21 protein-coding genes are annotated in these 21,741 nt (G+C 38.6%); 6 read left to right on the forward strand and 15 right to left on the reverse strand.

What is annotated here, in order from left to right; genetic code table 11:
* Positions 1-176: 176 nt before the first annotated feature.
* Positions 177-1,262: a tyrosine recombinase XerS gene (xerS, locus tag ACIQAA_RS24155; RefSeq protein ID WP_402624717.1), complete on the forward strand. Its 1,086-nt coding sequence runs from the start codon at positions 177-179 to the stop codon at positions 1,260-1,262.
* A 245-nt stretch (positions 1,263-1,507) separates the two neighbouring features.
* Here xerS and ACIQAA_RS24160 read toward each other — a convergent pair whose 3' ends face one another.
* The 6 genes from ACIQAA_RS24160 to ACIQAA_RS24185 form a co-directional block, all read right to left on the reverse strand.
* Positions 1,508-2,269, reverse strand: coding sequence for a hypothetical protein (locus ACIQAA_RS24160; protein ID WP_402624720.1), 762 nt, complete (start codon positions 2,267-2,269; stop codon positions 1,508-1,510).
* Positions 2,270-2,366: 97 nt separating this feature from the next.
* Positions 2,367-4,805 carry a DNA topoisomerase IV subunit A gene (gene parC, locus ACIQAA_RS24165; protein ID WP_402624723.1) on the reverse strand — a complete coding sequence of 813 codons (2,439 nt, stop codon included), beginning with the start codon at positions 4,803-4,805 and terminating at the stop codon, positions 2,367-2,369.
* Positions 4,802-6,781 (reverse strand): DNA topoisomerase IV subunit B, encoded by a 1,980-nt coding sequence (parE, locus tag ACIQAA_RS24170; RefSeq protein WP_402624724.1) that lies wholly within the window; start codon positions 6,779-6,781, stop codon positions 4,802-4,804. The genes parC and parE overlap by 4 nt, the downstream gene beginning before the upstream one ends.
* Before the next feature lie 278 nt (positions 6,782-7,059).
* Positions 7,060-7,473, reverse strand: a complete 414-nt coding sequence (locus ACIQAA_RS24175; protein ID WP_402624726.1) for a CoA-binding protein — start codon at positions 7,471-7,473, stop codon at positions 7,060-7,062.
* A gap of 125 nt (positions 7,474-7,598) precedes the next feature.
* Positions 7,599-8,102 carry an ATP-binding protein gene (locus ACIQAA_RS24180; RefSeq protein ID WP_402624727.1) on the reverse strand — a complete coding sequence of 168 codons (504 nt, stop codon included), beginning with the start codon at positions 8,100-8,102 and terminating at the stop codon, positions 7,599-7,601.
* A 238-nt stretch (positions 8,103-8,340) separates the two neighbouring features.
* Entirely contained in the window at positions 8,341-10,080 is a 1,740-nt protein-coding gene (locus ACIQAA_RS24185) for a glycosyl hydrolase family 18 protein (protein WP_402624729.1), read from the reverse strand.
* Positions 10,081-10,234: 154 nt separating this feature from the next.
* Here ACIQAA_RS24185 and plsY point away from each other — a divergent pair, with 154 nt between their 5' ends.
* The 4 genes from plsY to ACIQAA_RS24205 all read left to right on the forward strand — a co-directional run bounded on the left by plsY (position 10,235) and on the right by ACIQAA_RS24205 (position 13,634).
* Entirely contained in the window at positions 10,235-10,822 is a 588-nt protein-coding gene (gene plsY, locus ACIQAA_RS24190; protein WP_402624731.1) for a glycerol-3-phosphate 1-O-acyltransferase PlsY, read from the forward strand.
* Between the two features lie 506 nt (positions 10,823-11,328).
* Positions 11,329-12,480, forward strand: a complete 1,152-nt coding sequence (locus tag ACIQAA_RS24195) for a CapA family protein (RefSeq protein WP_402624733.1) — start codon at positions 11,329-11,331, stop codon at positions 12,478-12,480.
* 39 nt (positions 12,481-12,519) lie between these two features.
* Positions 12,520-13,263, forward strand: coding sequence for a CPBP family glutamic-type intramembrane protease (locus ACIQAA_RS24200; protein WP_402624736.1), 744 nt, complete (start codon positions 12,520-12,522; stop codon positions 13,261-13,263).
* A 77-nt stretch (positions 13,264-13,340) separates the two neighbouring features.
* Complete coding sequence (locus ACIQAA_RS24205; protein ID WP_402624739.1) at positions 13,341-13,634, forward strand: HesB/YadR/YfhF family protein; 294 nt, start codon at positions 13,341-13,343, stop codon at positions 13,632-13,634.
* Between the two features lie 44 nt (positions 13,635-13,678).
* Here the strand turns inward: ACIQAA_RS24205 and ACIQAA_RS24210 are convergent, their stop codons facing one another.
* The 9 genes from ACIQAA_RS24210 to ACIQAA_RS24250 all read right to left on the reverse strand — a co-directional run bounded on the left by ACIQAA_RS24210 (position 13,679) and on the right by ACIQAA_RS24250 (position 20,474).
* Positions 13,679-14,587: a Gfo/Idh/MocA family protein gene (locus tag ACIQAA_RS24210; protein ID WP_402624741.1), complete on the reverse strand. Its 909-nt coding sequence runs from the start codon at positions 14,585-14,587 to the stop codon at positions 13,679-13,681.
* A gap of 16 nt (positions 14,588-14,603) precedes the next feature.
* Positions 14,604-14,897 carry a hypothetical protein gene (locus ACIQAA_RS24215; protein WP_402624744.1) on the reverse strand — a complete coding sequence of 98 codons (294 nt, stop codon included), beginning with the start codon at positions 14,895-14,897 and terminating at the stop codon, positions 14,604-14,606.
* Between the two features lie 24 nt (positions 14,898-14,921).
* Positions 14,922-15,350: an acyl-CoA thioesterase gene (locus tag ACIQAA_RS24220; RefSeq protein ID WP_402624747.1), complete on the reverse strand. Its 429-nt coding sequence runs from the start codon at positions 15,348-15,350 to the stop codon at positions 14,922-14,924.
* A 4-nt stretch (positions 15,351-15,354) separates the two neighbouring features.
* A complete protein-coding gene (locus ACIQAA_RS24225) occupies positions 15,355-17,703 on the reverse strand; it encodes an AAA family ATPase (protein ID WP_483874192.1) in 2,349 nt (782 codons plus the stop codon).
* A 115-nt stretch (positions 17,704-17,818) separates the two neighbouring features.
* Positions 17,819-18,034, reverse strand: coding sequence for a small acid-soluble spore protein Tlp (gene tlp, locus ACIQAA_RS24230; RefSeq protein ID WP_402624752.1), 216 nt, complete (start codon positions 18,032-18,034; stop codon positions 17,819-17,821).
* Between the two features lie 319 nt (positions 18,035-18,353).
* A complete protein-coding gene (locus tag ACIQAA_RS24235) occupies positions 18,354-18,497 on the reverse strand; it encodes an acid-soluble spore protein N (RefSeq protein WP_179595565.1) in 144 nt (47 codons plus the stop codon).
* 68 nt (positions 18,498-18,565) lie between these two features.
* Positions 18,566-18,697 (reverse strand): FbpB family small basic protein, encoded by a 132-nt coding sequence (locus ACIQAA_RS24240; RefSeq protein ID WP_402624755.1) that lies wholly within the window; start codon positions 18,695-18,697, stop codon positions 18,566-18,568.
* Positions 18,698-19,014: 317 nt separating this feature from the next.
* Positions 19,015-19,548, reverse strand: coding sequence for a redoxin domain-containing protein (locus ACIQAA_RS24245; protein ID WP_402624758.1), 534 nt, complete (start codon positions 19,546-19,548; stop codon positions 19,015-19,017).
* 137 nt (positions 19,549-19,685) lie between these two features.
* Entirely contained in the window at positions 19,686-20,474 is a 789-nt protein-coding gene (locus ACIQAA_RS24250; RefSeq protein ID WP_402624761.1) for a class II aldolase/adducin family protein, read from the reverse strand.
* Positions 20,475-20,619: 145 nt separating this feature from the next.
* On the opposite strand from ACIQAA_RS24250, the gene ACIQAA_RS24255 reads away from it, so the two are divergent.
* On the forward strand, positions 20,620-21,660 hold the full coding sequence (locus ACIQAA_RS24255; protein WP_402624764.1) for an NAD-dependent epimerase/dehydratase family protein: 1,041 nt from the start codon (positions 20,620-20,622) through the stop codon (positions 21,658-21,660).
* Positions 21,661-21,741 lie beyond the last annotated feature (81 nt).

Raw genomic sequence — 21,741 nt, forward strand, 5'->3', positions numbered from 1 at the left:
TCGACTATTTTTTTATTTAGAACATGTTACATATTGCCTCAACCATATTATTAACTAGGGAAGAAGGGAATAAAACATAGGAAAAGTGGTGTCTACTATTCATATACATAATTACGTAAAATATAAATTTGACGTAATTAACCTTGTTAGGTAAAATATAGAAGTGAGGTGATTTTATGGTAAATCCATCAAAACAAAATAATTTTAATAAATTACAATCTCTTCTTTCCGAACTTCCCTGGTATGTTGATGAATATATCAATCATAAATTAAGAAAGCTTTCGACTGCTTCCTTGTTTAATTACTGCCATGATTACAAAATCTTCTTCAACTGGATGATCCGTGAGCAATTATTTATCGGTAATGTTCAGGATATTCCTTTAAGCCGTTTAGAGCAAATGACAGTTATTGAGATTGAAAGTTTTTTAAATTTCCTTCATTACGAATTAAACAATAAAGAATTAACCGTTAATCGGAAATTATCAGCGTTAAAGTCCCTGTTTAATTATCTGCAGAACATTGCTGAAACCCCTGATTTACAGCCTTATATTAATCGAAATGTATTGGCCAAAATCGAATTTAATGAAGTCAAAGACAGCATGGAAACCAAAGCTGCTAAAATGGAAGGTAAAATCCTTCTTGGTGATGAATACGAAAAGTTTCGTTTATTTATTGCTCATGATTATGGTGAAGTAAACAAAGAAAACAAAAAACTCTATAACTTTCATCAATTAAATAAAGAGCGTGATACGGCTATTGTTTCATTAATTTTGGGGTCAGGACTTCGCCTTTCAGAGTTAATTGGGATTGAATTAGACGATATTGATTTTAAAAAGTACTGTGTAAGAGTGATTCGAAAAGGAAATAAAGAGCAATTCGTGTACTTTAGTCAGACTGCGATGGCTGACTTGCAGGCATATCTAGCTGTGAGAGCCACTAAGTACAAGGTTGAAAAAAATAATAAGGCTTTATTTATTGCAGCGGCAATTGGTCCAAAAGGAAAAACACGAAGACTGACAGCACGATCTGTTGAAAAATTAGTTGAAAAATATGCGACTGCATTTGGTAAACCATCATTATCTGTACATAAGCTGCGTCATTCCTTTGCTACAAGATACCATGCAGAAATTAATGATGTACCAAAATTACGCCGGCAATTAGGTCATTCATCGATTCAAACGACCATGATCTATACACATATCAAGAATGATGATTTAAAAATTGCTGTAGATAAAATGGATATGCCAAAAGAGGAATCATAATGAAAGTCAGCAGAATAACCTGCTGACTTTTTCTTTTTTATCAGTTTACATAATAATGTTATTGAAACAAATTTATGCATTATCTCAAAATCCAAGTATACTTAAGAAAATGAGACAGAATGAAAATTTTCGCTTTTTTCCACTCATTATTATATCTTTTTGATTCGAAAAATACTCAAAAAACACAGATTTACCAGTGTTCTTTGAGTATTTTGTGTACGTGGTAAATCGGTATGGCTCCTGCCCTACTTGCCGTTTTTGCTAGTGTGAACACTTGTTGTATTCAGATTCCATTGATGGTCTCCATATTTCCATGTAGACTCCACAAACGCAATTGTGTCGGCATTTGCTATCCCGGTAATTCTTTGTACCCCTTTTAACATCATCTCACCTGTTTTTAATTTAACGGGCTTTAGAGAATGAAATGAATTTACAGTTAATTCTGTTGGCTCATTTAACCTCCCTTTATAATAAAGACCAAGCTTTTTGTAATATTTTTTCCGATCCTTCAAGTCAAACATATAGGTCTTCCCTGTTTGACCAATCGTAATTTTCGCTTTATAGCCGTTTTCAAAGGTACTGGCAATGTCTAATGGTTCTGGAACAACCAATTCCTTTTTGATAAAATCCTTAAATGTATATAAATAATTAAGGGTAATGCCGCCGCTTCCCCCCGTTAATACATTTGAAAATAAATCTTTTACTCCATCCTGGTTGAGATCTACTAGCTTTAATGATGCTTTAGACCCGCTTTCAAGCGGAATTTTGTACTGTTTTTCATCGGTAGTAGCTATATCAATATAAATCTCTTTCAAATAACCCTCTTCATCTTCATATGGAACCCCTTTTAACTGAATGCTTTCAGTGATTCCATCTCCAGTGACATCCGATTCATGTGTTGAAATCGTGACGGTTTTAGCTTTTTCATCGAAGGCATGAACACCGGTAATCGCAGTAACGGACATGAGAAAAAATGCAGCAGCAACTAGTAGTAATTCTTTTTTCATTCTTTTCCCCTCCAAAATCTGATACATGTAGTATGCCCCAATTTTGGTAAAAACATGAAAAAGACTCCCAATATTTTGGGAGTCTTTGATCATCATTTTATTCTGCTGCTTTAGGTGTACCTTCTACCTTCCAAATGGTGATAACTTTTCCATTATCGTTTTCATCAAGGATAAATGAACCATTCGAATAACGGTCATTTAAGCGAATTTCTGATGTTACCACAGTTTCAATGTAACCTTTTTCTGTTTGAATGTAGATGGTATCCTCGTCATTCGCAACGACAAAGCCCACTACACGATGAGGATTTGCTTTTAGTTCTCGTAAAATGACAACCCCGCGTTTAGCTCGTGTGGTTTTTTCGAATTCCTTCAGCTTCATTCTCTTAATGGAACCGCGCTGCGTGGTGATCACAATGGTTTCTTTACTGTCTGGAGTAATAACCTTACCGGCAACAATAACGTCTCCATCCTTCAAATTCATACCTTTTACACCGGCTGCTCGAACACCGACGATACTAATTTCTTCTTCATGGAACCATAATGCATAGCCGAAATTTGAGATTAAAAACAATTCTTTCGTTCCATCTGTAAGATGTACATCAATTACTTGATCATCATCCTTAAGATTAACACCCACTAATGGCTTGGAATAGCGCTGTGCTTTATATTGCTTAAGTTCTGTTTTCTTTACCATACCATTTTTAGTGACAAATACTAGATAAGCATCAATCTCAAAATCTTTCACTGGAATCACTTGAATGATATCTTCATCTCGATCAATTGGAATGATATTTGCAACATGCTGCCCTAGATCCTTCCAGCGAATATCAGGCAGTTCATGAACAGGACAGTATAAGTAATTCCCTTTATTCGTAAACAGGAGCACTACGTCCTTTGTGTTCATATCAAGCTGAGCAAGTAAACGGTCTGAGTCCTTCATGGCCAAATCTTGTCCATTAGAAGCAGCAAAAGAACGCTGGCTGGTCCGTTTGACATACCCTTCTCTTGTAACCGTTACAATAACATCCTCACTAGGAACCGTTACTTCAAGATTAATTTTCAATTCTTCAATTTCTGCTTCTATTTTTGAACGGCGAGGATCAGCAAACCGTTTTTTGACGTCTTTTAATTCCTTTTTTATGACGGATAGTAGTTTCTTCTCACTTAATAAAATCGAAGTCCATTCTTCAATTTTATTAGCCAATTCTTCTGCTTCTTTCTGCAGGGCAGTGATATCAGTATTGGTTAAGCGGTAGAGCTGTAAAGAAACGATCGCTTCCGCCTGTGCTTCAGTAAAAGCAAATTTGGCAATTAAATTATCTTTCGCGTCACGTTTATCTTTTGAAGCACGGATGGTCGCAATCACTTCATCAAGGATCGATAATGCTTTCATCAAGCCTTCAACGATATGCTGACGTTCCTTTGCTTTGTCTAACTCAAATTTTGTTCTTCTAAGAACCACTTCTTTTTGGTGCTCAATATAAGCATCAAGTAATTCACGTATACCTAATAATTTAGGACGTTTTTTAGCAATGGCAACCATATTAAAATTGTATGCTACTTGCAAATCACTATTTTTATATAGATAGTTTAGGACACCATTGGCATCCGCATCTTTCTTTAATTCAATGACAATTCGTAACCCCGTTCGATCTGTTTCATCACGAACCTCTGATATTCCTTCAACCTTGCGATCGAAGCGGAATTCATCGATTTTCTTAACAAGATTCGCTTTATTCACTTCATAAGGGATTTCGGTCACGACAATTTGCTGCTTGCCGCCCCGTACGTCTTCAATATCCGCTTTACTGCGAACAATGATTTTCCCTTTACCAGTTTCATAGGCCTTTTTAATACCATCAATCCCTTGAATAATACCCCCAGTTGGAAAATCAGGACCCTTAATCACCGTCATTAATTCATCAACCGATACGTTAGGATTGTCCATTCGCAAGATGACTCCGTCAATGACTTCACCAAGATTATGCGGCGGAATATCGGTTGCGTACCCTGCTGATATCCCCGTTGAGCCGTTTACCAGAAGGTTTGGGAACATCGCCGGTAATACAGTTGGTTCCTTGGACGTATCATCGAAGTTAGGAATAAAATCGACTGTTTGTTTTTCAATATCGCGAAGTAGCTCTGCAGCAATCGCGGATAGGCGTGCCTCCGTATAACGCATCGCTGCTGGAGGATCACCATCCATACTTCCGTTGTTTCCATGCATTTCAACGAGGACATTTCTTAGCTTCCAGTCCTGGCTCATCCGCACCATCGCTTCATAAACGGATGAATCACCGTGCGGGTGATAGTTACCAATAACGTTACCAACTGTTTTCGCTGATTTACGGAAGCCCTTATCATGGGTATTCCCCTCAACATGCATGGCATATAGTATTCTTCGTTGTACTGGTTTTAAGCCATCTCTCGCATCTGGTAAGGCCCGTTCTTGAATGATGTATTTACTATATCTTCCAAAACGATCGCCGAGAACATCCTCTAGAGGTAAGTCACGGAATTTCTCATTTGTGCTCATTCTTCAGATTCCTCCTCAACGACCATAATATTTTCATTTTCAAGGATCGTATCATCTTCTTCTAACCCAAACGCCACATTGCTTTCAATCCATTTACGGCGAGGGTCAACTTTATCACCCATAAGCGTGGTGATACGTCGCTCTGCTCTTGCCGCGTCATCTATTTTCACACGTATTAATGTCCGTGTTTCTGGATTCATCGTTGTATCCCAAAGCTGGTCTGCATTCATCTCGCCAAGACCTTTATAGCGCTGAATCATATAGCCTCTGCCAACCTTTTTAATGGCACCCTGAAGTTCATCCTCGTTCCAGGCGTATTCAATGATTTCTTTTTTACCGGCGCCTTTACTCACTTTATATAAAGGAGGCAGCGCGATAAACACTTTACCTGCTTCAATTAGCGGTTTCATATACCGATAGAAAAAGGTTAACAGTAATACTTGAATATGTGCACCGTCTGTATCGGCGTCGGTCATAATAATGACTTTATCGTAGTTTACATCTTCTAGATTAAAATCAGATCCAACACCAGCGCCAACCGTATGAATAATCGTATTGATTTCTTCGTTTTTAAAAATATCCGCAAGCTTCGCCTTTTCCGTATTGATAACTTTACCACGAAGTGGAAGTACGGCTTGAAAGCGGCGGTCACGGCCTTGTTTAGCTGAACCGCCTGCGGAGTCACCCTCAACCAAGTAAATCTCATTTCTTTGCGGATTTCTTGATTGAGCAGGTGTAAGCTTCCCTGATAAAAGAGCATCAGACCGCTTTCGTTTCTTCCCGCTGCGTGCGTCCTCCCGTGCTTTTCTTGCTGCTTCACGGGCTTGGTAAGCTTTAATGGACTTCTTAATCAATAACGCGCTGATGTCTGGATTTTCTTCCAGGAAGTAAGTCAGGTGTTCAGAAACAACTGCATCGACTGCCGATCTTGCTTCACTCGTACCTAATTTTCCCTTCGTCTGCCCCTCGAATTGTAATAATTGCTCGGGAACCCGAATCGATATAATCGCAGACAATCCTTCACGAATATCGGCACCTTCAAGATTTTTTTCCTTTTCTTTTAACAGTGCAACCTTTCGTGCGTAATCATTAAAAACACGCGTCATAGCCGTTTTCGAACCTACTTCATGTGTTCCGCCGTCTTTCGTCCGGACATTGTTTACAAACGAAAGCATGTTCTCTGAATAGCCATCATTAAATTGAAAAGCAAATTCCACTTCAATCCCATTATGGCTTCCCTCAAAGCTAACGACGGGATGAAGGACATCTTTTTCTTCATTTAAGTAAGAAACAAAGGCCTCAATCCCATTTTCATAATGAAAAACTTCATGAAAATCATTACGATCATCAATGATTTCAATCTTCAATCCTTTTAAAAGAAACGCTGACTCTCGTAACCTCTCACATAAGGTTTCGAAATTATATGTGGTGGTAGAAAAGATGGACGGGTCCGGCTTAAAGTGAATCGTTGTACCTGTTTGATTGGTTTTCCCGATTTTCTCCAAGGTCGTAACCGGTTTACCGCCATTTTCAAACCGTTGTTCATAAACAAAGCCGTCTCTTTTTATCGTTACCGTTAACCATTCAGATAAGGCATTAACAACAGAGGCGCCAACACCATGCAGACCGCCGCTGGTTTTATAACCGCCTTGGCCAAATTTACCGCCGGCATGGAGGACAGTTAAGATAATTTCTGGAGTCGGTTTCCCCATTTTATGCATGCCCGTTGGCATTCCGCGTCCTTTATCCATTACGCTTATCGAGTTATCTTTGTGAATTTTCACAATGATTTGGTCCCCAAATCCACCCAGAGCCTCATCGACAGAGTTGTCGACAATCTCGTATACAAGATGGTGTAATCCGCGTGTATCAGTGCTCCCGATGTACATTCCTGGTCGCTTCCTGACGGCCTCCAGCCCCTCTAGTACCTGTATGGCATCATCATTATATTCAAAAGCTTTCTGATTACTTGCCACTAAAATACCCCTTTCATTCCCTGCAAAAGAAAAAACATCTGTTAATTGCTATCTTTATGAGTAAGTTTATTCATTCGTGTAAAAAAGTTATTTCCATAATTTAGAACGAATGTTTGCCGCTCTTAATTGTACCACATGTTTACGGCGTCTATGCTTTATTTTAGCGATTTATTTCGATTTGGCAAATGTCAAAATTAAAACAACATAATTTTGTAACACGACCTATCGAAAAAAAAAGAAAAAAACTGCTAAATGTTAGCAGCATTTTTCTTTGATCCTTATTTTGTTAAAGCATGTGCCACTTTAATACAAAGGTCCATAATGACTGTATACCCTTTTTCTTTCAAAAACTCGTAGGCTTCCTCATTTACCAAGCCCTGCTGTGCCCAAAAAACATCGGCGTCAACTTGGTCAAATTCTTTCGCAACATCAAACAATTGTTCTGAACGACGGAAAACATTAACGATATCAATATGTCCCTCAATATCCTTTAAGGAAGCAACCGCTTTCACTCCGAGCACTTCATCAACCGTTGGATTCACTGGAATGATCTCATAACCTGCTCTTTGCATCACCTCAGAAACCATATAAGAGGTTCTGTCTGGTTTATCACTTAACCCCACAACAGCGATGCGTTTCGATTTCTTTAAAATTGCTCCAATTTCCTCTAAAGATGGATTTTCAACTGCCATGAACAAACACTTCCTTTATTTCCTGAATTTTACTAGCTTCCTTTTACTATAACACAATTCGATTTTTTGCCAAAAAAAATAGCTCCTGGGGTTCCGGAGCATATAAGTATCGAGTTTTGGAGTGATTAGGAAAGAACCTTCGGAACAGATAAAATAAAACGTGATCCATCCTCCGTATTTTGAATCCTAACGAAACCATTCATCTTTTCAATATACATTTTCGTTATATAAAGGCCATTCCCAGTTCGGCCCCCATTTATTGTGAAATCCGGTTGAGATAAGCTAGAGATTAGTGCAGGATCAATACCACCTGCATTATCAGTAAACTCCACATTAATAAACTCTGTATCATTGGAAATCTTGATCTTCAGTTTTCGATTTTTTATATGGTTTGTATCAAAAGTTTCTCTCACATATATTAATATATGTAAAATGATTTGACTGAAAACAGTTGGAAATCCATAGACCATTTGCAGACCTCGGTATTCGAAATCTACCTGAATATCGTGGTTCTTTAGGCAGGAGAAAAAAATTGACAATGCTTCCTCAATGGAATCTGAAACAGAAAAGGAACTCTTTTCTTTCTTAGTGCGATAGAACTCTCGAAAATCATGATTGGTTTGCGACATATGTTCACCTCTTTTATCTACTAAATTTTAATATCAGAAAACCGTTCAGTTACACAGTTGACAGGCAGCGGTTTTAACGACTTTTTCTTAAATTATATTTCGGGATAACAATTATTTTCAATCGCTGCCGAAAGGGTTTGAAAATTCTCCATATATTTGTAATAAAATAGACTTTAATTGTTCTTAACTTAGACAGAATATTATTTTAAAAGATGCAAAAATAGACCAGCTATGTGGTCTATTTCTGTGTTACTGCCTTATTAGGGTCGATATTCATCGCAGTCCACGCCGTCTGATCACCAAAGACTCTTGACCAGGAAGCCATACCTGCCAGTTGATAAGTGGCTGCAAGTTTTGCCCGCTTCGTTAACGATAATTCATCCTCAATCCATACTTTATAAGTGGCATTCTCTTCTGCTGCAAAATATTCAGCGTAATTTTGGCCGCTTGCCTCATCATACACAGGCTGAATTCCTTTTTCTGCAAGCCATTCTTTCACCTTCGCCATTGACATAGATTGAGAGGAAACCTCTGTCGTTCCATCATCTTTCATTTGTTCCTTCCACAATCTAGTATATAAAGGGACACCTAGTATTAATTTTTCTTTTGGTACTTCTTTTAACAAGTTTTGCAGGTTCATCTCTACCCATGGAAGACTTGAAACACTGCCGGCAACAGGAGACGATCCCGGGTGTTCATCATATGCCATAATAATAAGGTAATCCACAATACTTGCAAGCTTATCTCTTTCGTAGAAGGATGACCAATTATTGTTTTCACCTGCATAAAACGTAATGTCCATGGAAACAACTAACCCTGCTTCATGCAAATACGGTGCTGCTTCCCTCATCAATTGAGTAACAAGTGGACCATCTGCGGGATAGACATTTTCAATATCAAAGTTAATCCCCTGTAATTGGTACATTTGACTGAAATGAAGAAGCTGGACGATAATCTTTTGACGTGTTTCAAAGTCCTTTAACGCTTCATGCGTTAGTACCGGATCAAACGAATTTGAAAATAATCCCCATACTTGATATCCCTTGGATTGTGCCCATTTACTATATTCTAAAGACGCTAAATTACTTATTGTCCCATCATTTCCAGTTAGGGAGAACCAAGTTGGTGACACAACATTTACACCCAGCATATCCGGTATTTGGGTATGGTCTGGATTCTTCGTGTAGATCGCTTCCCAGGTTAGTTGAATCGGTCCGTTAATTTTTGGAACAACTGCGCTTCCATTTTTCTGTGAGATGGTGATCGTAACCTCTTGGTTTTTCTCTACATATTTCTTGTTGATGTATCCACTAATTCCATTTTCTTTTCTTACTAAATAAAAATCATCTTCCTCGCCCTCAATCATTACAGTCTCTTTTTTTGACATTTCCGAAGTATAGGGTGCTTTTAGAGAAGGCTCTGTTCGTAATCGCAGCTTTTCCGGATGTACATCCTCAGCAATGATTTCCCCTTGCACATACTGGTCACCGTTTTTTTGAATCCAAAGGACTCCCGTATCCTCTAAAACCTTATACTGAATGGGATAATAGGCAAGAAGCGGCTCGAGTGCCACATATATTTGGCCTTCTTTCGAGATAATCGGTGATACTTGAAGTTCCACCGGCTTTTGATTGACAAAAAAGGTTAAGGAATCAGTCGGCATTTGGATGACTTTATCTGATGTAGTAATGATAATAGACTTTGATTTTTCATCAAAAATAATGCTGTTATCTATGTTCTCCTGCATAAATGTAAGTGGAAGAAAGATAGAATCCCCTTCGATTAGTGCATTTCCCCGCTGACTTCCCTCGAAAAGGATCGGATTTTTTTCGGTAAAATAAGCTGCTCTTTCTTTTGATGCAAACGGATATAATAAAAAAAGAATAGAAGACGCAATTAATAGAATTGCAATCATCAATCCTCCTAAGATCCATTTTGGTGATAATGATTTCTTTTTCTGGTATTCAATTTGTGCCATCGTTGTTCCTCCTTACTTCTATCGTACGGTATCAACGAAAAATTGAGAAGGTATTTTTACGTACTTTTTGAATTAGTTAAAAGCAGTAGTGTTTTTTCACCAATACATGGTAAAATAACAGGACATGCACTATTTATAGAAGGAGAATTCGTTGATGGTTCAAATTATTTTAGTTCTACTACTCGCCTACCTGCTAGGATCCATTCCGTCAGGTTTAATCATTGGGAAAGTTTTTTATAAAACAGATATCCGCGAACATGGAAGTGGAAATTTAGGGGGAACAAATACTTTTCGAACATTAGGAGTAAAAGCTGGTATTGCTGTAACATTGGCTGATATCCTAAAAGGGACGTTAGCCGCTTCCTTGCCTGTTATATTTGGACTAGCTGATATAAATCCTTTACTTCCTGGGGTATTTGCTGTTATCGGACACACCTATCCAATCTTTGCTGGCTTTAGAGGCGGTAAAGCAGTAGCGACATCTGGCGGTGTTTTATTGTTTTGTTCCCCGCTAATGTTTTTAGTTATTTTCTTGGTCTTTTTTGCAAGTCTTTACATGACCAAATATGTATCTCTATCATCGATGCTCGCCGGCATTTGCGCTGTGATTTATGCCGTCATTGATGGGGACATACCTCTCCTAATTGCCGTCACTCTTTTGGCGTCCTTTGTGATTTATCGACATCGTGCAAATATTAAGCGAATCATGAATAAAACGGAACCTAAAATTAAATGGCTTTAAGGAATCGAATTTGGTTCCTTAAAGCCATTTTTCATGAATGGAATAATAAAAATATAAAAACGGAGTCCCGCGATCGGAAACTCCGTTTTTATTTTTTTATTAGCTTAAATGCAAATTTACCGTCTTCATTCCTGCTATAGTCAAGTTTTGTCTTGTCAAAGTGTACATAATCCTCACCATGAATCAGGATTTTTACCCTGCCAAATTCAAATAGCTGATCGCCAGTAATTTTCCGCTCTTCCAGAGACAGATTTAGTTTTGGGCCGCCTCAGCCAATCCCCATACTCAACCGGACGAAAAGTTCCTCATTAGGGGTCTGCTTTTCTCTCTCAATTACATCTTCTAATATCGTGCTAGCACTCTCCGTTATTTTAAACATAAAATCACGTCCTTTATTTTTTCGAAAAATGCAGGAAAAAGTCGAAAAATAGCATATAAATATATTATAGTATTGGTAGAATGGATTAAAATATTTTGCCTCAAAAACAGATGATGAAGGAGAAATTATGAGAAAGAAAGCAATCCTAACGTCCGTATTGATCATTTCTGCGTGTATTCTTTTTGCTTCGGTACTTCTGATTCAACAACACAATAATAAGGCTGCCGCCGTCAAAAAACATCCTGTCAAGGAGCATACTGCCAGATTACAACCGGTTATGGGCAGGACATTGACAGAAAAATTAACCATTGGTGCGATCGGAGACATATTGATTCATGATACCGTTTATCAGGACGCCTTTAATGGAACGCAATATAATTTCAATCCTGTCTTCGAAAATGTAAAAGGTATACTAGAATCGCCAGATGTTCTAACCGCGAATCAAGAAAGTATGTTAGGCGGCGCTGGCATCGGTGTTTCAAGTTATCCCATGTTTAACAGTCCCCATGAAGTCGCAGATGCGCTCGTTAATACCGGGGTGGATATCGTTTCTCTTGCAAACAATCATACGCTGGACAAGGGTGAAAGAGGAATTCTTTCCGCAACAGATTATTTAAATAGTATTGGACTGCCTCATGTTGGCAGCTTTCTAAATGAAGAGGATCGTCAAAAACTTAGAATCATCCACAAAAATGGCATCAAATTAGCTTTTCTATCTTATACATACGGTACCAATGGAATTCCGGTACCAGATGACAAGGATTTCTTAGTAAACCTGATTAATCGGGATGTCATGAGTGAAGAAATAAAGCGGGCTAAAAAAGAGGCGGATGTTGTGATTATGAGTATTCATTGGGGAAATGAATACCAGCGAATTCCTACAAGTGAACAAAAGGATTTGGCTAACTTCCTGGCGAATGAAGGTGTAGATATCATTTTCGGCTCTCACCCTCACGTACTTCAGCCAATGGAATGGATTAAAACAGAAGATGGCAGGAACGCATTCGTTATTTATTCCTTGGGTAACTTCATTTCTGGACAGGTCCGTGACTATAAGGATATTGGCGGTATGGCTACAGTTGAAATAACGAAACAGGTAACGGAAACTGAAAAGAAAATAGAATTGGCAAACCCTGCTTTTTATCCGACCTATGTCTCAAGCCAAAGCAATCGAAATTATCAAGTAGTCCCCCTTGAAAATGCAGGCTCTTTTGGACTTGATAATGCTTCGGCTAAATATCAGGAAATTCAAGATCATATGACTCAATGGCTCCGTTAATTCGGGGCCTTTTATAAGTTTTTGGAAGGATGTTTCGGAATGAAACAAAATGATTATCAAGGTATTTTTTTATCATTGTTGTTTATTGTCTTAGTTTTTTTCTTTACGAGAAATTATTATAGTCCCTTCTTTTGGATGATCCTTGGTTTATTCCTGCTGCTGGCGTTCCTCAGGGAAGAGAACCGGTTATTTACCTGGGTCATTATTTCCTTCTTTGGGGGGAATTTAATTGTCATTTATGTAGATAAGTTTATCGAAGGAATGATTGTGGATCCTTTCTTCCGGTTACTCATGAATCAAATATTGTTTATCATTCCTATCCTTTCAATGTGTTATGTCATCAAACAGTTCAATAAAAGGATTAGCTTCTTTTTTAAAATACCGGAATCTTCTAGTATTCTCTATATCGTTTTACTGCTTATGTTTACAGGATTCAGTTTTTTATTTTTTATAAAGGATGGGATGAACGTTTTCCTCTCCCTCTTCACATTCTCACTTCTTCATGCCGCCGTGCAGGAAGTGATATGGCGGGGTATTCTGTTAACACAAATGATTAAGATTACGAGTGAAAGAACTGCTATTCTGTTTGCTAGTATAGCCTTTGCCGTTAATACGACAATATTTGGATTCTCTCCCGCTGTTCTTCTGTTGTATCTAATATTAGGCTTGATGTTTGCCTTTTTAACAACAAAACTTAAAATCATTTTGCCTGCTATTGTTGTTCATACAGTGGTGTTACTGTTCTGTTTCTTAAATGGCTGGATCCAACTGCCAATTTTATAGAGTGAAGCAACATCATCGATAATTACAGGAGCTTTATTATATAATAACAATAGAGGTATTTTTGAAAGGAGATACAGATGAACATCCAAATCAGCAGTGAAGCAGCAGCGTGGTACAAACAAGAGCTTAATCTAAAAAACGGTGATTTCGTCCGTTTCTATGTCCGTTATGGCGGATTTAGCCCGGTACAAAAAGGATTTTCACTTGGGATATCAAGTGATGAACCCAATGATATTGGTGCAAAGACAACCGTAGATGGAATTACTTTTTATATTGAAGAAAAAGATTTATGGTATTTCGATGACCATGATCTAATGGTTGACCTTCACAAAAAATATGAAGAGCCGGTTTTAGATTATAAAAAAGCATAATCAACATAAATCAAGCACACATGAGGTTCATGTGTGCTTTCCCATTACATTCTCTCAAGGTGCTCGACCACTTGCTCACATATTTCATGTGTCCTTAACGAATCTCTTGCCGTAATCGATGGGGAATGGTTACTGCGTATGGCATTAATAAATTCAGCGACTATTTGTTCAAATCCTCTTTTATATAATGTAGAATCCCAGCTGTTAAAAGAAACTGCTATTTCTTTCTGATCTTGATAAATCGTTAATTGGTCTAAATCATAAGCGACCCTTTTTTCATTTGGTCCCATTACCTCTAGCTTTTCTTCAACCGCTCCGCTGTCGCGATTCATTATTGCCAGTGCTGTCATATCTTTAGAGATAAAAGTAACCGCCACATGATAAAGCATTTCATTGCTGACTCTTCCTTGAACGTTGAAGTCTTCAATTTCACCTTTAAACAGGTACCGGACCGTATCTAAAACATGAATAAAATCATCGTAAACAAAGGACCGAATGGTACCAGGAAGTGCATGGCGATTTTTTTGCATCATAATCATATTTGGATTATTCACTTCTGCCATAGACTGATAAAATGGAGCAAACCGCCTGTTAAAACCGGTCATCAAAATTAGTCCTTTTTTCTCGGCTAATTCAACAAGCTCCTTGGTGGTTTCCAAGTGATAGGTAATCGGCTTGTCTACATAAACATGAATACCATTCTGTAAGAGTTCTCTTATAAGGTTCTCATGTGATTCCGTTGACGAATGAACAAATGCTCCTTTTATCCCGCTTTCAATGATAGATGAAAGACTAGAATGAGTATTTGAAAAGCGATATTGATTACTTACTTCCATTAATACTTCGGTATTTCTAGTAAATAAATGGATTTCGACACCAGCCAGCTTACTAACAACAGGCAGATAAGCTTTCTTCGCAATATCGCCAAGCCCGATGATTCCCAATTTCATCATGGTTTCATCTCCCCTTTTATCCCCAAATATGATGCTGTAATCCTTCTTTATGTAATATTTCTTTTTGTCTTTCTCCGATTAAATCGAAATGTGAATAGCCGTCACGGCGGTGATGAATCCATTCTTTTTTCAACCCATATTTTCTTCCCCATTCAGCTAGTTTTTCAAGGTCATGGCAGCCTACCTTGGTAACCGTTTTGCTTCCTGGGAAGCGGTCATCCAGCCAATAATGAGTTAAGAATGCAATTTCACCCTCATCGATTTTTTGCTTCCACTCTTTTATTTCCTGTCTTTTGATTCCAAATGCCATAAATTCACCCCAAAGCTCATTCCATTACTTTTTCTTAATTTCTTCATACTTCAGGAACCATTCAGGGAACGCCTTTTTAAATGCGATCGGTCTAAAGTTGTCCTTTTTGACAACGATATGGGTCGAAGTTCCTTCTGCACAAACTTCCTCGTCACCATTTATGATGGAATAGCCATAAACGGTTTTAAGCCCGTCATTTTTCTCAATCCACGTTTTTACGAAACCCCTATCGCCGTAACGTAATGGCTTTTTATAGGTTGCTTGGATGTCATAAACGGGCGCAAAATACCCTGCGTTTTCCATATCTACATAACTATATCCAAGATCCTCAATCAATCCGCTTCTTCCGAGCTCAAAATATTTCAAATAGTTAGCATGATAGATGACTCCCATCATGTCGGTATCCGCATATAAAAGTTGAATCTCTCTTGTTGAAATAAATAAATTGTCCATATTTCTATTCCCCTTCCCTGTTTAAAGGAAATTTATTTAGCGCCTTTTCCACATCTTCACTTTCAATATGAATGGCTTTTTCTAATAAATCCTCATCTTGTGCTGCTCCCATGAGCCTCATAGCTTGGGCTTGTATCATCTCATCAGCCAAATTGGTAGCAAATCTTCCGTTCCCCTTGAAGGTATGATTTTCAATACTTTGTTTCAAAAGAGTTCTGGACCCTTCAGTTAGTTGGTATTGATAGCTTTCTACGTACGTTTCGATAATCGCAAGCAGTTCCTCCGACGAATAATCCGGGAACAGAAAGAATTTCTTAAACCGAGAGCGCAGCCCAGGATTGCTCTCTAATAGCTGGTCCATTTCTTTTGGGTAACCCGCAAGTACCACTACAAGATTTTCATTATGCTTGGTCATTTCATCAACGAGGGTGTCTACTACTTCTTTACCAAAATCTCCTGCACTTTGGCTTAAGAGTGAATAGGCTTCATCAATAAATAACACGCCGCCTAGAGCTTCTCGTATCTTCTTCTTTGTTTTTCCTGCCGTTTGACCGACATATCCGGCAACGAAATCTGCTCTGCTTGCGACAATTAAATGACCTCTTTTTAACATACCGCATTCCTTTAGGAGTTCCGCATAAATTTTAGCCACTGTTGTTTTTCCAGTGCCCGGATTGCCTGTAAACACGGAATGCAGCTGAATCGGTACTGTTGGAAGCTTTTTTTCTTTTCTAAACTGCTGCATTTTAACAAAGGAAACGAGCGTCTCCATTTCACCCTTTAACTGTGTCAGTCCAATTAACCGTTCTAATTTTTCAAAAGGTGATTCCCGGTGTTCATCCTTCTCCACGCAAAAGTCTTTTTTATCCAATAACGTGTAGGTGAGAATATCTTCATTTGAAATGGGGTGATCGGACCCTTTTTTAAAAATAGCATCTAACACAATATTCCGTGCGGATCTTGCATTGCCAAATGTATCATCGACCCGTTCCTGTTCAAGACGATGGTTGATTTCTATCTTGGCTTCCTCCGTAAGGATATAGTCGTTTTCAGAGGCAATTTTTTCAGCGATTAATAGTAATTCCTCGTTGGAGTAATTGGGCAAATGGATGAGATTGGATTGAGGGAAACGGCTCCTTAATCCGGGGTTAGCATCTAAAAAGATTCGCATTTCATCTGGATATCCTGCTAGAATAACAGCGAATTTTCCCCCATATTCTTTTCCAGTCATAAGCGAAACAAGAGTATCAACAGCGGTTTGCCCATAATCATTTCCTGATTGCCCCTCACGTTTTAAACTATAGGCTTCATCAATGAACAGAACCCCGCCAACCGCTTTCTCAACAACAGCTCTGACGTTCTCCTCTGTTTGACCTACAAAGGCCCCTACGAGCTGTGAACGGTCTGTCTCAATTACTTCTGAACGAGGCAGAACCTCAAGCTCGTGATAGATTTTTGCTAATAAACGAGCGATGGTTGTTTTTCCGGTACCAGGATTTCCAGTCAGAACCATATTAAGACTTAATTCATCTTTTGTTTGGAATCCAAGTTTTTTACGGTCCTTCTGGTATTTTAAAAATTGATAAAAATCATTGACTCGTTTTTTGACAACATCCATCCCAATCATTTCATTTAATTCGTCTAAGGCATTTTTTGAATCTTGATGTTCGTCTTCTTCGATTAAAAAGAGTTTCTGCCAGTCTTTTTTTATGTCTTCGAGGCTGGATAAATGTAATTTTAAGTCATCATAATATGTCGCCGTATGAAATACACCCTTAATCGATTCCTCATACTCTTCAGCGGCCTTCAGGAGATTACCACTAACTTCTATTGCATTAGTAAGGAGTTCAGTAAGCTCTTTGTATTGATTGAAAAGCGGTGTGTTTCCAAGCGTCTCTGCAAGATTCATCTTTTCCGTGAGATCCTCAAGCTGGTCATCTGACTCTGCTAAGTAGCTTTGACAAATTTGTATGTATTGTTCCGCAACTTTTTTCTTTGCTGTTCGATTATCTGTTTCACGCATTGCAGGGAAGGTTAAAACCTCTAAAATATCCTTTTTCTTTTTCCAATCGTATTGAATGAAATAAGACTTTGCCTTTTTATTCTCTGGATGTAGTTCTAATGCTTTGTGAAGCCATGCTGAAGCTAATGAATCTTGGTTCTTACGCTTTAGACGTGATAGTGCAGCAACGGTTAACATCCTTGATAACAGGACAGGGTTAGATTCCTTTCGTATGACTGTTAATAGCTCATTTTCATTGGAAATAAACCCTTTTTCACTCAGTTCATTTTCCCACTGAAGTAATTGTTCATGGTCGTTTATCGAATTTGTTTGTTGTCTTATCAATATGATCACTTCTTCTTCAAAATTTCCCTTTTATCTTACCACAACCTATCGACCTACACGAAATTGAAAGACCTAATAAAAAAGGACCTGTACGAAATGAACAGGTCCTGGTTTTATTGCTTTAGACTTCATCCTTAATTTCGGAACGGAAGGATTCAATGCTTTCGCGGCGTCTTTCGTTTTTAGCTTCGATCTCCCGGCGCTGAGTTTCACTATTCGTGAAACGAAGTGATTCTTCAGCCGCTTCCATGTTTTCAATCGTATCATGAATCATGGACTGCAGCTTTTCTACATTATCACTTCGATCATCTGGTTTCGGTTTGTTGTTATAAGTCATTGAATGGTTCCTCCTTCGTGGTGTCGTGGTACAGATATAGTTTGTTTCGAAGTGAAAAAAATATCACAGAAAATTTTTTCTATAGGCTGTGTTAAACTGGGCTGTTGATTTGCACTCCAGGCGCTACGCTTTCCGCGGGCTCGCCCGTGAGCCTCCTCGGTCGTCCCGACCTGCGGGGTCTCACTCAGCTCGTGCATCCCGCAGGAGTCGAGCGCCTTCCGCTCCAATCAACAAGTTCTAAAAAACAACAGTATTCTTTAACACAGCCTTTCTATAAAAAAGACCCGCTGGCAAATGCCTGACGAGTCTTAGCCATTATTTATTCACCTTTAGTTTGAATTACTTGTGCGTGTTTACCTGATGTATCTTGATATTTTTTCCCTTTGTTGCCGCCGTAACGCTGGGACTTATTTCCAAGTTCATCGGTGCTGAAGCCCTGTTGACTATGTTTTGGATTGCTCATGTAATATCCCTCCTCCTTAACATTTTGTCCGTTTTAAAGGAGGAACATGATTGGTAATCTATGTGAGTTTATTCGGCTTTACCAAGACGCTTTTCTTCTAAACGCATTTCAATTTTCTCCATCGCCGCTCTATCTTTCAAAAGTTGATTTTTATTTTCGGATACAAGTTCTGCAAAAGAACGTTTTCTAGGCTTTCTCATGTATATCACCTTCCTTATGACCTATTCTAACAGTTATTATGCCCGGAAACGGTTGCAATTATTACAACTTTTTGAAAATTATAAAGAAAAGTATGCGATAACGCATTAAAGGGCTAAACAATGGCTGTGTTAAAGTTAATTTTTGATTTTGCACCCTGTTGATTGGAGCGGAAGGCACGAAGACTCCTGCGGGAGTACGGGGCTGGGGAGCCTCCTCGGCACGCCCGCGGAAAGCGAAGTGCCTGGAGTGGAAATCAACAGGCAAAATTAACACAGCCAGACCAAATAAAAAAGACAATGGATTACACATCCATTGTCTACTTCAGATCCTTTGTATATTGTTTCATGGCGTCAAGATTCATTGCACCAATATATTTGTTTCCGATATTCCCCTTCGTATCGATAAAATACGTTGTTGGTATAGATAGGACTTGGTACGTTTCGTTTACCTTATCTTCCGCATCTAGCGGAATCGGAAAAGTAATCCCATTTTCATCTATAAAAGCCTTAACATCTAAATGCGGGTCGATGTTTACCGCTAAAATAACAACTTCGTCCCCTGCTTCTTTATGGAATTCCTCCATGGCTGGCATTTCTGCCTTACATGGCGGGCACCAAGTTGCCCAGAAATTGAGCATAACCTTCTTCCCTTTTAGATCAGAAAGTTTAACTATATCGCCAGCTAATGTTTTAAGTTCAAAATCTGGAGCTTTTGCCCCTACTTTTAATCCACCCATATTTGCGGCTTCTTGACTTACATTTTCGGGTTCAGCCTTTTTATCCATAGCCTGCACGATCGCTACTCCAAGTAAGGCTATTAACACAACTGCAGCAATGACTTTCTTCACCATACCCCGAACCCCCTTGATTCAATAATATGCTACATCGATTTTACACTATAAAGTAAGTTGAAATACAGGTTGTATATGCCAAATATGTGACAGTTTAAAAATAGTTTAGTAAAAGTATTCTAGAAAAGCAAATAAAGTTACTTTTTTAAAGCGTTAAGGACACTGGTTGTCACGCGGTCTACGATCAAATCAATATCCCGTTCTGATAAGGTCTGTTCATTAACGGCAGTTACTTTCTTTGCCTGTGTGCCTTCAGGTACATCAACACCTAATGGTGAAATACCTTTTACACCCATCATCGCTTTAATATCGATGAGTTTAGCGACATTTTCTTTAGAAAGTTCGCGGTCCCCTTTTAATTGTCTGGATATCCAATTTATTTTTGCCGTGAACTCTAATGATTCCATTAAATAATAAGCGTGTTCTAAATTCTTCCCCCATGTTAAGGCGCCATGGTTTTCTAATAATACACCTTGATGATCGTAAACATGTGCTTTGATTGCTTTCGGAACCTCATCTGTTGAAGGCGTTCCGTATTGGGCTAAAGGGATGGTCCCTAAAGAGACAACAGCTTCAGGCATAATTGCCTGATCCAAAGGAAGCCCAGCAATCGCAAAAGCCGTCGCATATGGAGGATGAGCATGTAAAACTGCATGTACATCGGGACGTTCATGATAAACAAGGAGGTGCATTTTCATTTCCGAAGTAGGTTTAAAGTCTCCTTCAATCACATTTCCTTCCCCATCTACTTTTATAATCATTTCTGGAGTCAGGAACCCTTTGCTTACATTGGTCGGTGTAATTAAAAATTCATTTTCATCAATGCGGACAGAGATATTTCCGTCATTGGCTGCCACGAATCCTTTTTCATACACGCGTTTTCCGATATCACTTATTAGTTTTTTATATTTAATCTCGATAATCATCCTAAACCCTGCTTTCAATTATGAATCCATTTTATCTAGTAGTATACCCTTCTCCTTCATGATATTAGAGATTTATACGATGTTTAAATTAACGCAATCTTGTGAAAATTTGTTAAGATGTATCTTACAGAGAGGAGTTGGAAAAATGAAGATACTTGTTTTAGGGGGAAGCCGCTTTTTAGGCAGAACATTTGTGGAGGAAGCACAGAGGCTAAACCATGAGGTAACTATTTTTAATCGCGGTAATCAAAATGAAGGGTTTAAAGATGTTGAGATTATTACTGGTGATCGTAATGGAGACTTAAATGGCCTTAAAAATCGCTATTGGGATGCTGTATTAGATACAAGTGGATTTATCCCTTCTGCGGTCTTAAAGTCCACCGAACTGCTAAAAGACCGTGTAAAGCATTACACCTTTATTTCAAGCATTTCTGTTTACAAAGATTGGGTCCAAGAAAATTTTGATGAAACCTATCCGGTTTACGATATGTCATTAGAGGAAGCAAATGAGCTTGCTAAAGACAGTAATATATATGAGTATTATGGACAATTTAAAGCTTTGTGTGAAGTGGTTGCTGAAAAAGCTATGCCGGGTCGTGCAGCGAATATTCGAGCTGGCCAATTAATCGGACCTAATGACTATACGGACCGCATTCCCTATTGGATACATAGAATCGCTGCTGGAGGTAAGGTTTTGGCGCCAGGGAATCCTGACAGACCTGTGCAGGTGATTGATAATAAAGATCTTTCAAATTGGATATTAAAGTTAATGACCAATGGAACAGCAGGAACTTTTAATGCAACTGGACCAGACTACTCACTTACAATGAAAGAGTTTCTTTCGGCTTGTATGAAGGTGACAGGCACCGAATCAGAAATCGTTTGGGCTTCAGAAAAATTTCTTCTTGAGAACAAGGTTGCGCCTTGGACAGAAATGCCTCTTTGGGTGCCTGAAGAGTTTCCTTTGGAGCCAGAGCTTAAGGATCCATGGAGGGGTGCTTTTACCGTGAATATTGAAAAAGCCATTGCGAGCGGACTTACCTTTAGGCATTTAGAGGAGAGTTTAGCCGAAATTTATGAATGGGAAAAACAGCGTAATTTAGCTTCGGATGAATGGAAATCTGGAATGCGTGCTGATCGGGAAAAAGAGCTGCTTGAATTGTGGTCTCAACAAACGAGTAAATGATGTTCGCGGATATAATTTAATTACCGCGGATATATAGGATTTAACGCTGATATAATAGAATAGCCCCTCTTCAGGGAGGGG

This window comes from Neobacillus sp. NPDC093182 (genome assembly GCF_044754045.1).